This is a genomic window from Salinivibrio sp. PR6 (genome assembly GCF_001995955.1).
Lineage (GTDB): Bacteria > Pseudomonadota > Gammaproteobacteria > Enterobacterales > Vibrionaceae > Salinivibrio > Salinivibrio siamensis.
This window is the reverse complement of record NZ_MUFA01000002.1, coordinates 196,052-210,705: the sequence shown is the minus strand read 5'-3', so window position 1 is coordinate 210,705 and position 14,654 is coordinate 196,052. Positions and strand designations below refer to the sequence as shown.

Sequence of the window (14,654 nt, the reverse complement as noted above, 5' to 3'; positions counted from 1 at the left end):
AATTGCCACGCCCTGGTGACAATACCCATAGAATCAATACTGGGGTTAGTGATAGAATGCCGTGCTTAAAGACTAACCTAGGCTACCTTTGTGTAACGTCATGGTTAGCAGGATGTTGCGACGGTGCGCCCTCAGGCCACCATACAGTCGAAAGTCGTGTCTTTAACTGCGCAATAACAGAATTCTTTTTCCCGTTAATGTAGTGCAAGTGCGTATGATTACAATAAAAAAGGGTTTGGATATCCCCATTGCTGGGACTCCTGCTCAGGTGATAAATGATGGCCCAGCCGTCAAGAAAGTCGCCTTGCTTGGCGAAGAGTACGTTGGAATGCGCCCCACTATGCATGTGCGAGTGGGTGATGTGGTGAAAAAAGGCCAGGGCCTTTTCGAAGATAAGAAAAATCCTGGTGTTATATTTACTGCTCCCGCAGCCGGTAAAGTGGTTGAAGTCAACCGCGGTGCCAAACGTGTTCTTCAGTCTGTCGTCATTGAAGTCGATGGCAACGAGCAAGTGACATTCAACAAGTACGAAGCCTCGCAATTGGCCTCCATTGAGCGTCAAGCGGTGGTTGATCAATTGGTTGAGTCGGGTATGTGGACCGCGCTCCGTACACGTCCGTTCAGCCGTTCACCCGCTATTGATGCGGTGCCGGAAGCCATTTTTGTTAATGCGATGGACACTAATCCGCTCGCCGCGGATCCGAAAGTGATCATTGATGAGCAAAAAGAGGCCTTCATTGCAGGTCTTGATGTACTCTCCCGTTTAACTGACAAAAAAGTGTTTGTCTGTAAGGCGGATGTTGAGTTACCTACCAGTCAGCAACCTAACGTTGAACAACATGTCTTCGCTGGTCCTCACCCAGCAGGCTTAGTGGGCACCCATATCCACCACTTGCGCTCAGCAAGCATGGAGAAAAAGGTGTGGCATCTTAATTACCAAGATGTGATAGCGTTCGGCCACTTGTTCCTTACCGGTGAAATCAATACCGACCGAGTGGTCTCTTTGGCTGGTCCGATGGTTAACAAGCCACGCTTGGTGCGCACGCAGTTAGGCGCGAACCTTGATGAGCTGACTGAAGGCGAGCTAATGGCGGGTGAAAGCCGTGTTATCTCTGGCTCTGTGCTGTCGGGGACAAAAGCGTCTGGCCCACATGCTTATTTGGGTCGCTTCCACTTGCAAGTCTCTGTATTGCGCGAAGGCAATGAGAAAGAGCTGTTTGGTTGGTTGTCGCCAGGTAAAAACCGTTTCTCAGTGACGCGTGCTTACCTTGGTCACCTATTCAAAGGCCAACTTTTCAATTTGACCACCTCGACCAATGGCAGTGATCGTTCCATGGTACCAATCGGTAATTATGAGCGAGTAATGCCACTAGATATCGAGCCAACAATGCTGCTGCGTGATATCTGTGCTGGCGATACAGATAGCATGCAACAGCTGGGCGCGCTGGAGTTAGATCCTGAGGATTTGGCCCTTTGTACCTTTGTCTGTCCAGGCAAGTACGAATACGGACCAATGCTCCGCGAAAGCCTAGAAAAGATTGAGAAGGAAGGGTAACTGATGAGCCTTAAAAATTTTCTAGAGCAAATCGAGCCACACTTTGAGCCAGGCGGCAAACATGAAAAATGGTTTGCCCTGTACGAAGCGGTTGCCACCATTTTGTACACCCCGGGTATGGTGACCAAAGCCGGCGCGCACGTGCGTGACAGCATCGATTTGAAACGCATCATGATCATGGTGTGGTTTGCTGTGTTCCCCGCAATGTTCTGGGGTATGTACAATACAGGTAACCAAGCCATTATGGGCCTGAACCATTTGTATGAAGGCGCGCAGCTTGCGCAAATCATTGAAGGGAATTGGCACTATTGGCTGACTGAGGCGATTGCGGGGCCGCTAACCGCCGCGGGATGGGGAACCAAAACCATTCTAGGCGCCACCTACTTCCTGCCTATTTATGCCACCGTATTTATTGTGGGTGGTTTTTGGGAAGTCCTGTTCTGCATCGTGCGTAAGCATGAAGTCAACGAAGGTTTCTTCGTTACCTCGATTCTCTTTGCGCTAATCGTGCCGCCAACCTTGCCATTGTGGCAGGCTGCACTGGGTATTACCTTTGGTGTGGTGGTTGCAAAAGAAATCTTCGGGGGAACTGGGCGTAACTTCTTGAACCCGGCGCTTGCCGGACGAGCGTTCTTGTTCTTTGCTTATCCCGCGCAGATCTCTGGTGATTTGGTGTGGACAGCTGCAGACGGCTACTCAGGCGCAACGGCACTGAGCCAATGGTACTCAGGTGGTGAGGAAGCACTGCAACACAATGTCACTGGGCAAACGATGTCTTGGATGGATGCCTTTATCGGTAATATCCCAGGCTCTATCGGTGAAGTGTCAACCCTGGCTATCTTGATTGGTGGCGCGGCCTTGGTGTACATGCGCATTGCCTCATGGCGAATCATCTTAGGCACGTTCGCCGGCATGTTCGTGGCATCAACCTTGTTTCAGTTGATTGGTTCTGACACTAACCCGATGTTTAGCATGCCTTTTTACTGGCACTTGGTGCTAGGTGGCTTTGCATTCGGCATGATGTTTATGGCAACGGATCCCGTTTCAGCCGCGTTTACTAACAAAGCGAAGTGGTGGTACGGCGCATTGATCGGTGCCATGGCTGTGATCATTCGCGTGGTCAACCCAGCATACCCTGAAGGCATGATGCTGGCGATCCTGTTCGCTAACCTGTTTGCACCCTTGTTCGATAACTTGGTGATTCAGGGCAACATCAAACGGAGACTGGCTCGTAATGGCAAGTAGTAACGATAGTATTAAGAAAACGCTGATCGTTGTTATCGCGTTGAGCTTGGTGTGCTCAATCGTGGTGTCCGGTGCAGCGGTAGCGCTACGTCCTTTGCAGCAGATGAACGCAAAGCTAGACGTACAAAAGAACATTCTTTCAGTCGCCGGCATTGAGGTGTCGGGCGGTAAGAGTGCGATCAACGATGCGTACAACAAGTACATTGAGCCGCGTCTAGTTAGCCTAGAAAAAGGCGACTTTGTTAGCGCTGATGCGGTGAATGTTGAGGAAGTCGCTGATTATGATCAGCGTGAAGCCGCCAAAGACCCTGAATTGTCAAGAAAACTGAGTGGTGAGGAAAACATTGCGGGTTTTGGCCGTCGTGCTGATATTGCAAAGATCTACTTAGTGAAAAACGACGCAGGTGATTTGCAACGTCTCATCTTGCCAGTTAAAGGCTCGGGTCTTTGGAGCATGATGTATGCGTTTGTTGCGGTCGAGCCCGATGGCAATACGGTGGCAGACATCGTCTATTACGAGCAAGGTGAAACGCCGGGCTTGGGTGGCGAAGTTGAAAACCCGAAATGGCGCGCGAAGTGGGATGGTAAAAAGCTGTTTAACGACCAAGGCGAGCCTGCTATCAAGGTGGTTAAAGGCGGTGCGCCGAGTGATAGTGAACACGGTATTGATGCGCTATCGGGTGCAACCCTGACCAGTAACGGTGTGGAGAAACAATTTGATTTCTGGCTAGGTGATTTGGGCTTTGGTCCATTCCTAGCAAAAGTTCGTGAGGGAGGCCTGACCAATGGCTGAAGCGAAAGAACTGAAGAAAAATCTGCTATCGCCGGTGTTAGACAATAACCCGATTGCCCTTCAGGTTCTCGGTGTATGTTCGGCACTGGCGGTGACGACGCAGATGCAAACGGCCTTTGTTATGACCTTGGCGGTGATGTTCGTGACTGCCATGTCTAACTTGTTCGTATCGCTGATCCGCAATCACATTCCTAACAGTGTACGTATCATCGTGCAAATGGCGATCATCGCGTCATTGGTTATCGTGGTTGACCAGACACTCAAAGCCTTTGTCTACGATATTTCCAAGCAGCTATCGGTATTTGTTGGCCTTATCATTACCAACTGTATCGTAATGGGCCGCGCGGAAGCGTATGCGATGAAGTCGTCGCCGCTGCCGTCGTTTATTGATGGTTTGGGTAACGCATTAGGGTATGGCTTTGTGTTAATGACAGTCGCATTTTTCCGTGAGCTTCTGGGCTCAGGCTCTGTCTTTGGCGTGTCTATCCTGCCTGTAGTCAGTGAAGGGGGTTGGTATCAGCCAAACGGCATGATGCTATTGGCCCCATCTGCATTCTTCCTAATCGGCTTTTTGATTTGGATTGTGCGTACCTTCAAACCAGAACAAGTTGAAGCGAAGGAGTAACAGCACATGGAACATTATTTGAGCCTGCTGGTGCGCTCAATCTTTATTGAGAACATGGCGCTGGCATTCTTCCTCGGCATGTGTACGTTCTTGGCGGTATCTAAGAAAGTCAAAACAGCGTTTGGCCTTGGTGTCGCCGTGGTGGTGGTATTGACTATCGCAGTACCGGTTAACAATTTGGTCTACAACCTGATCCTGCGTGAAGACGCGTTGGTGAAGGGGATCGATCTAAGCTTTCTAAACTTTGTGACCTTTATCGGTGTTATCGCCGCATTGGTCCAGATCTTGGAAATGGTATTAGACCGCTTCTTCCCGCCACTTTACAACGCGTTAGGTATCTTCCTGCCGTTGATTACGGTGAACTGCGCCATCTTTGGTGGCGTATCATTCATGGTACAGCGTGATTACAACTTCGCAGAGTCAGTCGTATATGGCTTCGGCTCTGGGGTGGGCTGGATGTTAGCCATCGTCGCCCTTGCGGGTATCCGTGAGAAAATGAAGTATTCAGACGTGCCGCCAGCACTGCGGGGATTGGGGATCACCTTTATCTCTGTTGGCCTGATGGCATTGGGCTTTATGTCTTTCTCTGGTGTGCAACTGTAAGCCGGGTAAACTGCGAGAAAAGGAATAGTCAATGGACATTATTCTTGGTGTAGTGATGTTTACTCTGATTGTGCTGGCATTGGTATTGGTGATCTTGTTCGCCAAATCCAAGCTGGTACCAACCGGAGACGTCACAATTGATATCAATGACGATCCTGAAAAAGCGATCGTTACTCAGCCAGGCGGTAAACTGCTTGGCGCACTGGCCGGTGCTGGTGTGTTTGTATCGTCTGCCTGTGGTGGCGGTGGTTCATGTGGTCAGTGCCGCGTGAAGATCAAAGAAGGTGGTGGTGATATTCTGCCGACCGAGCTTGACCACATCACCAAAGGTGAAGCACGTGAAGGTGAGCGTCTTTCATGTCAGGTTGCAGTCAAGCAAGACATGAAAATTGAGCTTCCCGAAGAAATCTTTGGGGTGAAGAAGTGGGAATGTGAAGTTATCTCCAACGATAACAAAGCCACCTTCATCAAAGAGCTTAAACTACGTATCCCTGATGGCGAGTCGGTTCCCTTCCGAGCTGGCGGTTATATTCAAATTGAAGCGCCACCGCACCACATCAAATACTCAGACTTTGATATTCCAGAGGAATATCTTGAAGACTGGGAGAAGTTTAATCTTTTCCGCTATGAGTCGAAGGTGGATGAAGAGATCATCCGTGCGTATTCGATGGCAAACTACCCAGAAGAGGAAGGCATTATCATGCTGAACGTGCGTGTGGCAACGCCACCACCACGTAATCCTGATGTGCCACCAGGTCAGATGTCGTCCTATATTTGGTCACTCAAGCCAGGTGACAAGTGCACAATCTCTGGGCCATTCGGTGAGTTCTTTGCTAAAGACACCGATGCGGAGATGGTATTTGTGGGTGGTGGTGCCGGTATGGCGCCAATGCGCTCACACATCTTTGACCAGCTTAAGCGTCTGAACACCGACCGTAAGATTACCTTCTGGTATGGTGCGCGCTCTAAGCGAGAAATGTTCTATGTCGAAGACTTCGATATGCTCCAAGAGCAAAACGATAACTTCGAGTGGTATTGTGCGCTATCGGATCCGCTTCCAGAGGATAACTGGGAAGGGGACACGGGCTTTATTCACAATGTCCTTTATGAAAACTACTTGAAAGATCATGAAGCGCCAGAAGATTGTGAATATTACATGTGTGGGCCGCCGATGATGAACGCCGCCGTGATTGGTTTGCTTAAAGACCTGGGTGTCGAAGACGAAAACATTCTTCTGGATGATTTCGGCGGGTAAACACCGACAGTCTGTCTTACCTCTTAATGGCTGGCCTATGGGTCAGCCATTTTACGTATGAAACTGATGTCGAAGGACACCACTATGAAGACGTTATGGTTACGCTGTGCATGGGTATTTGCGCTAGCTGTCGGATTGCTCGGTTGCGACCGTGCTCCTGAGCTGGTGCATCTGACCGGTGAGACCATGGGAACATACTACTCGGTGAAATATATCGCCACCGACAACGCGCCATCACAGGATGTGATTCAAGCTGAAATTGATAAGCGCTTGGAACGAGTCAACGATCAGATGTCGACGTATCGTACCGATTCTGAACTCAGCCAGTTCAATCAGCGGAAAGCGGATACACCAATGGACGTATCGCCAGCAACCGCGACCGTGGTGAAAGAAGCGATTCGGCTGAATGAGTTCACTCAAGGGGCGCTCGATGTCACTGTAGGCCCGTTGGTGAACTTATGGAGCTTTGGCCCCGAGAAACGCCCAGAGAATATTCCGAGCGACAAAGACATCGCCTCACGCATGGAAAGGATTGGGTTGGAGCATTTACAGGTTGAAGGCAACACCCTCACCAAAACCCATCCTGATCTGTATGTCGATTTGTCGACGATTGCCAAAGGGTATGGGGTAGATGTGGTCGCCAATTATCTCGCCACGCTTGGTCTCGATAATTATTTGGTTGAGATTGGCGGTGAGTTACAATTAAAGGGTGTCAACCAAGATCAAAACCCGTGGCGGATTGCCATCGAAAAACCCAGTGCTGGCGCGCAATCTGTGCAAGAGATCATTCAGCCCGGTGATATGGCCGTCGCTACGTCTGGCGATTACCGTAACTATTTTGAGCAAGATGGTGTACGTTATTCGCACATTATCGACCCCAAAACAGGACGACCCATTAATCATCACCTCGTGTCCGTCACTGTGCTTGATCCGTCTTGCATGACCGCCGATGGTTTAGCGACGGGCTTTATGGTGTTGGGGCCGGAAAAGGCCATGGCGCTGGCCAACCAAGCGGATATTCCCGCGTTTATGGTGGTCAAAACCGATGACGGGTTTACAGAAATGGCGTCAGAGGCCTTTAAACCGTACCTAAACCGTTAGTGCGTCACGCGCACTGGCGGCTATTACACGCATTAGGCGTGGAACTAGCGTTCAGCGTTATGTTGCTGAGCGTGACGACTAAAAGTAGGTGAGCAATTATGTCAGTTTTTCTTATCACCTTTGCTGTCTTTGTACTCGTCATTGCCGGCATGGCAATTGGTTACATCGTGCAGCAGAAAACGATCAGTGGTAGCTGTGGTGGCTTAGGGGCCGTCGGTATCGAGAAAGAGTGCGACTGCCCAGAGCCATGTGATGCGCGGAAAAAGCGAGAAGATCGCGCGGAAAAAACGCGTGAATGGAAGAAAAACCAAATCATCTAAAGAGAATGCCCACCGTGGTGACCGCCACGGTTGGGCTGTTAGCGACGCAGCATAATGACGAGCTCAAAAACCCGCCGAGCGAGCAAGAAAATTATCCATATCGACATGGACTGTTTTTATGCGGCCGTCGAAATGCGGGATAATCCTGCGTTACAAACCATTCCCTTAGCGATTGGTGGGTCTGCGGATGGGCGAGGTGTGATAGCGACCTGTAATTATCCGGCGCGCCGATTTGGGATCCGCTCGGCAATGGCGACCGCCCAAGCTCTTAAACTATGCCCTGGGTTAACCGTGATGCGCGGCGATATGGGCAAATACCGCCGAGTATCTCAGCAGCTTCATGCTATTTTTCATCGCTACACCGATCTCATCGAGCCGTTATCTTTGGATGAAGCTTACCTCGATGTCACCGACACTGTTTGTCTACAAAACTCTGCGACGCGGATAGCTCAAGCGATTCGGCGCGATATTTATCAAGAGCTTAGTCTCACCGCATCAGCCGGTGTAGCACCGGTGAAGTTTGTCGCTAAAGTCGCCTCTGACAAAAACAAACCTGATGGCATTTGTGTGGTGGGGCCTGAGCAGGTGGATGACTTTGTCCGTGACCTCCCTTTGCAGTCAATTCCTGGTGTGGGTCGAGTCACATTGACGAAACTACATGAATGGAACCTTTTTACCTGCGCAGATATCCAGGCCTGCGATCAAACCGATTTGATACAGCGGATGGGGAAATTTGGTGCCGTGCTATGGCAGCGGGCGCACGGTATTGACCCACGAGAGGTTGAAGTTGAGCGAGTTCGCAAATCCGTGGGCGTAGAGCGGACCCTCTCCGAGGATATTGACCAGCTAGAGGCCTGTCTACCCTGGATAGATCACCTCTATCAAGCGTTATTGGTTCGCTTAGAAAAAGCCGATGCTAGTGGCCGAATTTGTCGGCAGGGGATAAAAATCAAGTTCAATGATTTTCAAACCACCACGGTGGCGCATCGATGCGAGTCACTTGACCGCGCGTTGTTTGATACCTTGTTGCATGAGGCGTTTTATCGTGGCGAGGGACGACACATACGACTGATTGGGCTATCGGTGGGATTGGGGGACGATAATGCCCCCCAACTTAGCTTACTGGGTTAGGCTGATTTAGTGGGGATCGCCTTTAAAATCGCCTGCATTTGCTGCCAGTAATGGCCCACACTATCGATATGCACTTTTTCATCGGGTGAATGTGGGAACTTGATGGTCGGGCCGAAGGAGATCATATCCATCGTTGGATACGGCTTCTTAAACAAGCCACATTCAAGGCCAGCATGAATCACCATAATGTCAGGCTTACGCTGATAAATACCTTCATAGGTGTCACGGAAAATATGCATGATTTGTGAGTCAGGATCGGGCTTCCAGCCTGGATATGCGCCGGAAAACTCGACCGTGACATTGGCGAGGCTTGCCAAAGATTGCAGCATCCCCTGCATCATTTCTCTGCCCGAATCGATTAACGAGCGGATCAGAAATAGCACAGTAATGCGATCCTCTTCGGTGTTGATAACCCCTAAATTCAGTGACGTTTCGACCACGCCCGGAACATCATCACTCATTCTGACAACGCCGTTTGGTGCGGCATTCAAGGCCGCCAATAAACGGGATTGCACGGCGCGTGTCAGCGGTGCAATGGGGTTATCACACGGCTCTAGAATGACAGTGACTTGCTGTTCAAGCTGGCCAAGTTCGTCTTTCATCAGCATGGCAAAATCATCGACAGCCGCCGCCAGCGCTTGCTGCTGGCCTTTAGGGATGGCGATATCGGCAAACGCCTCTCGCGGGATGGCATTACGCAAGGTGCCGCCCCGCAATGCGAGTAGGCGTGTATCCGTTTCTCCAAGATGATGACTGAGCAAACGGGCCAGTAATTTATTGGCATTGGCGCGTCCGGTGTGGATGTCGACTCCTGAGTGACCACCTTTTAGCCCTTTGATCCCCACGGTAAAGCGCGTAAGCCCCTCGTCGTTGATTTGTCGCTCAATCGGAAAATGCATGCTGGCATCGACGCCACCGGCACACCCCATATAGACTTCGCCTTCTTGCTCCGAATCCGTGTTGAGCAAAACGTCGCCTTCTAGCCATCCCGCTTCCAAGCCAAATGCGCCATCCATTCCGGCTTCTTCATTGGTGGTAAGTAGCACCTCTAGCGGGCCATGCTCAATGTCATCAGCGTCTAGTACCGCAAGGCATGAAGCCATACCAATGCCATTGTCCGCGCCTAATGTCGTGCCATCAGCGGTCACCCAGTCACCATCGACATAAGGACGAATAGGATCGCGAGTGAAATCGTGATCGGTATGCTCGTTTTTCTGCGGCACCATATCCAAGTGGGCTTGGAGTACGACCCCTTTACGGTTTTCCATTCCGGGCGTTGCCGGTTTACGAATAAATACGTTCCCCGTTTGATCCTGACGGACGTCTAGGCCGCGCCCTTTAGCCCAGTCGATAATAAATTGAGCAAGTTGCGACTCATGATAAGAGGGATGAGGAATAGCACAGATCTGGTCGAAGAATGCCCAAACGGGGCGGGGTGATAATTGGCTGATTTCAGACACGGTAGACTCCATTTTATTTTATCTATGGCCTTTTTCGTAGCAGGCCTCTCTGGAATGGAAAAACAAACCCAAGGATATCACTGTCTCTATGTCGACAACAGTCACGGAGAGAAACCACTTATGCCGGCATTACTAGGCGTTTTTATTGTAATTAAATTACACATATGAACTTTTTGTGACTATGGTCACCATTATGCTTGTAAATAAATTACCATTGGGGTATTATCTAGACATTGGCAACCAAGCTTGCCAGTTGTTCATGGAGTGAACCCGAGTATTCGCCTCCAAGGAACCGAGATAAATGTGAACAACATTGGTTTAAACTTGAGAGAGGTTAAAAATGGAAGGCATGGTATCAAGCTACTACTGGAACCAGCAGTCAGTCTATACACAAGGTTTTACGTATCCGGCACCGTTCGGGTATAGCAAGTAAGTTTTACGATTCCCCCGCTCTTACAGAGATATTTCTGATCCAGAAGCAAACGCTTTAATTCTGGCGCCGCACAATGTGTGGCGTTTTTTTTTGCCTGTTTGCTACCGAATAATGACGATTTTGACAGTTATCTGTTCGAGTCGGCGATATTTACCCTTGTTCCGGTCTTTTTACGCTGGAAATTTCCGCCATCGATCGGTAAGATTTGCGCCAAATTTTACCACGCAAACGTTTTCCTTTTGGTATCTAGCGATACACCACTTTTAGTTTGGGACATAACCGATGTTAGAGCGTTTATTTAAACTCAAGGCCCATGGCACAGATCTTCGCACGGAAGTGATTGCTGGGTTTACCACTTTCTTAACCATGGCGTACATCATATTCGTCAACCCATCGATTTTAGCCGAAACGGGCATGGACAAAGGCGCTGTCTTTGTCGCCACGTGTCTCGCTGCCGCAATTGGTTGTTTGGTGATGGGGATTGTTGCCAACTATCCGGTGGCGCAGGCGCCGGGGATGGGCTTGAATGCTTTCTTCACCTACACGGTGGTATTGCAAATGGGACACTCGTGGCAAGTTGCGCTAGCGGCGGTCTTTATCTCGGGCCTATGTTTTATCTTGCTGAGTGTATTGCGCGTGCGAGAGTGGATTATTAACTCCATTCCCATGTCATTGAGGACGGGGATCTCCGCTGGTATTGGTCTTTTCTTGGCACTGATTGCCTTACAAAATGCGGGGATTGTGGTTGATCATCCAGCCACTATGGTGGCACTGGGCGATGTGACCGCGTTCGCCCCCGCGATGGCGGCACTCGGGTTCTTCCTGACCATTGGCCTTGTGCATCGTGGTTTGAAAGGGGCGGTCATGATTGCCATTTTAGCGGTCACCGTGATTGGTGTGATTGCCGGAGATGTGGCTTATGGGGGCGTGATGTCAGCACCACCGAGCTTAGCACCGACGTTTATGCAGCTAGATTTTTCTGGCGCATTGGAAGTGGGGTTGGTGTCGATTGTGTTCGCATTTTTGTTTGTTGACCTTTTTGATACCGCAGGAACCTTAGTGGGTGTGGCACAGCGCGCGGAACTTCTCGACAAAGATGGTAAACTACCGCGTTTAAATCGTGCTTTACTGGCAGACAGTACCGCGACCTCCGTCGGGGCGCTTTTAGGCACGTCAAACACGACTTCTTACATTGAGAGTGTCTCCGGGGTCGCCGCGGGCGGGCGCACAGGCCTAACGGCGGTCGTTGTCGGCATCTTGTTTTTGCTCGCGCTCTTTTTTGCGCCGCTCGCAGGGATGGTGCCAGCTTATGCGACCGCCGGCGCATTGTTTTATGTGGCGATCTTGATGATGTCTGGCTTAGTCGGTATCAATTGGCGAGATCTCACAGAAGCGGCCCCTGTGGTGGTTGTCTGTTTGCTGATGCCGCTGACGTATTCGATTGCAAGCGGTATCGGGCTTGGCTTTATTGCGTTTTGTGCCGTAAAAACCTTTGCGGGCAAAGGGCGAGAAGTCCCTGTCAGTATTTGGATTTTGGCGGGGTTGTTCTTACTCAAGTTCGTTTTCTTGGTGTAAAACAGCTGCCCACATTGATGTTATAACAAGGCGAGAGTCGCCACGAGGTTTTCACCATGAGCAATAAGTTTATTATCACTTGGGACAATATGCAGATGTACACCCGTCAGTTGGCGGAGAAATTGCTGCCCGCAGAGCAATGGAAGGGGATTATTGCCGTAAGCCGCGGAGGCCTCGTACCCGCAGCCATACTGGCTCGTGAATTGGGTATTCGTCATGTCGATACTGTGTGTATTTCAAGCTATGACCATGACCATCAACGCGATATGCGAGTGGTGAAGCAAGCCCCAGGTGATGGTGAAGGCTTTATCGTGGTGGATGATCTGGTCGATACCGGGGGTACCGCAGAAATGGTCCGCCAGCTATACCCGAAAGCGCGCTTCGTCACTGTCAGTGCCAAGCCTGCAGGGAAACCTTTGGTAGATGACTATGTGGTCGATATTGCCCAAGACACCTGGATTGAACAGCCTTGGGATATGGCGGTCAGTTATATTGATCCCATCGCCAAGTAAGCCATTCATACTCCCACCCCAAAAAACGTCGCGTTGTTACGCGGCGTTTTTGGTTTCTGGGGTGACGCTTTTGGCTGGTATGGCTGATTAGTGCGGAAAATCATGGCCTTGATATGTGTATGGTTTAAACTAACAGCACGTTACATAAAAAGCCTAGGAGCGGGTGTGTCGGACAACGAATCACAAAACCTATCGGTCAAACTGTTTGCTAAACACAAGCATGCCACCGAGACATCGACCCTGTTCGGTGCCGTTCAGCAAACCCAACAGTCAGATTACTCGGCATTTGATGGTGACAGCGAGTCGAGTTGGTATCGAATGCGCCGTCGTGGTCAGTGGACGTGGCAAGGGGTTGAGCCATTGGAAATGGAGGCCATCTTTGCCCGAATCGCTCACTCAGACAACTCGCGCTCGGTAGAAACATTGCTCGATACCGTTGAAGGCTACCGCTCGGGAAACTGGAATTATGAATGGACAGCGGTTGGCATGCAGCATCAAAAAGCCGCCCAAGCCTTGATGGATGAGGGAAAAGCCAAACAAGCGGGGGAGCAATGGCTACAAGCTTGCACATATTTTGGTATTGCCGCTTACCCACACTTGAAAGGGGACAGCTTGGCGCTACAGTCGGAAACCTTGGCATTTAAGGCATTCGAAAGTGCGATTGCGCAACTGCCGTTCACAGTGAAAACGGTGGAGACGCGGCTAGATGGGAAATCACTGAAAGGGTATCTCTATTTACCCCGCACCGACGCCACGCTACCGGTGGTTATCTTAAGCGGCAGCTTAGATAGCTTACAAACTGACTTGTGGCGCTTGTTTGTTGACTATTTTGCCCCCGCCGACATTGCGGTGTTGACCCTAGATATGCCTTCCGTGGGGCATAGCTGCCATTGGCATCTCAATGAAGATACCAGCCGTTTGCACACCGCGATGTTGGATAAGTTGGTCGATGTCCCTTGGGTGGATCATCACCGTGTGGGCACCATGGGCATTCGCTTTGGTGCCAATCCGGCAGTGAGAATGGCGTTTCTCGAGCCGCATCGCGTGAAAGCCAGTGCGTCACTCGGTGGTATTGTTCATGCGTTACTGACAGACGCCTCTTTAATGAAAAAAATGCCGCCTATGTACTTGGATACCCTCGGATCACGCTTGGGGCGTCGTATTCCTATCGACACATTAAAAACGCGCTTACAGGCTTGGTCGCTAAAAAACCAAGGGTTGCTTACTGGCCGGCGCACTGAGGTGCCGATCTTAGCGCTTAGCCTAAAAGATGATCCCGTTTGTCCGGAGTCAGACAATCAAATGATCGCCAGGTACAGTCGCGGTGGCAAAGCCATGACCTTACCCAATACCCCACTGCACGATGGTTATCACCGTGCCTTGACCGAAACCGTTAAGTGGTTCGAGGATGTGCTCTAATCGGGATACCGCGGCACGGATAGCATAGGCGCTACCCGTGAGAGGGATAAAAATGAAGATGTGATCCACCGCTGAAAGCGGGATATTGTCGTTCACCTGATGGCTAAGCCCATGATATACCATGAACAAGGACGTCACAGTGCCATTGGAGGACACGATGAGCGATAAATTACCGCTTTCACATGGACGATTAAAAACACGCTTTACTGCATTGGGCCCGTACTTTCGAGAAGGAAAGTCAGACACCGAGCGCTACTTTTTCGATAGCCTTTCTGTCTGTGTGGATGCTAAAAAAGATCCTGACGCACGTGAGTTCTGGGGCTGGTGGTTTGAAATGACCCCGGAGGGGGAAGGGTTTACCTATCGTTATGGGTTTGGTTTATATGATAAAAAAGGGGATTGGGTCGCCAAGTCGATTCCGCGTGAAGCGCAAGCGGCCGTGGATAAAACCTTGACTAACTTTTATGCCAAATTGAGTGCGTTGCTGGACGATGAGCTAGGCCTGTCTCTTTCACCAAGCCAAGCACTGACTGAGCCGGAACTGGCCTGCTCTGAATAACCCGCCATTTGCCTGATCCCACCCCTTGTTAAATAGGTGAGGGATTGATAAAAGAGAGACATACGCTT

General features: G+C 50.3%; 14 protein-coding genes. 13 read left to right on the top strand and 1 reads right to left on the bottom strand.

Annotated elements, in window-relative coordinates:
- The first annotated feature begins 214 nt into the window (after positions 1-214).
- From BZG72_RS16295 to dinB, 9 genes are all read left to right on the top strand, one after another.
- Positions 215-1,555, top strand: a complete 1,341-nt coding sequence (locus BZG72_RS16295; protein ID WP_046073869.1) for a Na(+)-translocating NADH-quinone reductase subunit A — start codon at positions 215-217, stop codon at positions 1,553-1,555.
- 3 nt (positions 1,556-1,558) lie between these two features.
- Positions 1,559-2,800, top strand: a complete 1,242-nt coding sequence (locus BZG72_RS16290) for an NADH:ubiquinone reductase (Na(+)-transporting) subunit B (RefSeq protein WP_198930042.1) — start codon at positions 1,559-1,561, stop codon at positions 2,798-2,800.
- Positions 2,790-3,593, top strand: coding sequence for a Na(+)-translocating NADH-quinone reductase subunit C (locus tag BZG72_RS02550; RefSeq protein ID WP_077578617.1), 804 nt, complete (start codon positions 2,790-2,792; stop codon positions 3,591-3,593). The genes BZG72_RS16290 and BZG72_RS02550 overlap by 11 nt, the downstream gene beginning before the upstream one ends.
- Entirely contained in the window at positions 3,586-4,218 is a 633-nt protein-coding gene (locus BZG72_RS02545) for an NADH:ubiquinone reductase (Na(+)-transporting) subunit D (protein ID WP_046073753.1), read from the top strand. Before BZG72_RS02550 ends, BZG72_RS02545 begins: the two co-directional genes overlap by 8 nt.
- Before the next feature lie 6 nt (positions 4,219-4,224).
- Positions 4,225-4,821 (top strand): NADH:ubiquinone reductase (Na(+)-transporting) subunit E, encoded by a 597-nt coding sequence (nqrE, locus tag BZG72_RS02540; RefSeq protein WP_046073752.1) that lies wholly within the window; start codon positions 4,225-4,227, stop codon positions 4,819-4,821.
- A 31-nt stretch (positions 4,822-4,852) separates the two neighbouring features.
- Positions 4,853-6,076 carry an NADH:ubiquinone reductase (Na(+)-transporting) subunit F gene (nqrF, locus tag BZG72_RS02535; RefSeq protein WP_046073751.1) on the top strand — a complete coding sequence of 408 codons (1,224 nt, stop codon included), beginning with the start codon at positions 4,853-4,855 and terminating at the stop codon, positions 6,074-6,076.
- An 84-nt stretch (positions 6,077-6,160) separates the two neighbouring features.
- Entirely contained in the window at positions 6,161-7,177 is a 1,017-nt protein-coding gene (locus tag BZG72_RS02530) for an FAD:protein FMN transferase (protein WP_046073750.1), read from the top strand.
- A gap of 98 nt (positions 7,178-7,275) precedes the next feature.
- Positions 7,276-7,497 carry a (Na+)-NQR maturation NqrM gene (nqrM, locus tag BZG72_RS02525; protein WP_046073749.1) on the top strand — a complete coding sequence of 74 codons (222 nt, stop codon included), beginning with the start codon at positions 7,276-7,278 and terminating at the stop codon, positions 7,495-7,497.
- A 54-nt stretch (positions 7,498-7,551) separates the two neighbouring features.
- A complete protein-coding gene (dinB, locus tag BZG72_RS02520; protein ID WP_077665993.1) occupies positions 7,552-8,628 on the top strand; it encodes a DNA polymerase IV in 1,077 nt (358 codons plus the stop codon).
- Here the strand turns inward: dinB and BZG72_RS02515 are convergent.
- Positions 8,625-10,100 (bottom strand): aminoacyl-histidine dipeptidase, encoded by a 1,476-nt coding sequence (locus BZG72_RS02515; protein WP_158075436.1) that lies wholly within the window; start codon positions 10,098-10,100, stop codon positions 8,625-8,627. The genes dinB and BZG72_RS02515 overlap by 4 nt on opposite strands.
- A 703-nt stretch (positions 10,101-10,803) precedes the next feature.
- Between BZG72_RS02515 and BZG72_RS02510 the strand changes: the two genes are divergently transcribed.
- The 4 genes from BZG72_RS02510 (at position 10,804) to crl (ending at position 14,586) form a co-directional block, all read left to right on the top strand.
- A complete protein-coding gene (locus BZG72_RS02510; RefSeq protein ID WP_046073747.1) occupies positions 10,804-12,096 on the top strand; it encodes an NCS2 family permease in 1,293 nt (430 codons plus the stop codon).
- Between the two features lie 56 nt (positions 12,097-12,152).
- A complete protein-coding gene (gpt, locus tag BZG72_RS02505) occupies positions 12,153-12,608 on the top strand; it encodes a xanthine phosphoribosyltransferase (RefSeq protein WP_069361135.1) in 456 nt (151 codons plus the stop codon).
- 165 nt (positions 12,609-12,773) lie between these two features.
- Positions 12,774-14,027 carry an esterase FrsA gene (frsA, locus tag BZG72_RS02500; RefSeq protein WP_077578615.1) on the top strand — a complete coding sequence of 418 codons (1,254 nt, stop codon included), beginning with the start codon at positions 12,774-12,776 and terminating at the stop codon, positions 14,025-14,027.
- A 157-nt stretch (positions 14,028-14,184) separates the two neighbouring features.
- Positions 14,185-14,586: a sigma factor-binding protein Crl gene (crl, locus tag BZG72_RS02495; RefSeq protein ID WP_046073744.1), complete on the top strand. Its 402-nt coding sequence runs from the start codon at positions 14,185-14,187 to the stop codon at positions 14,584-14,586.
- Positions 14,587-14,654 lie beyond the last annotated feature (68 nt).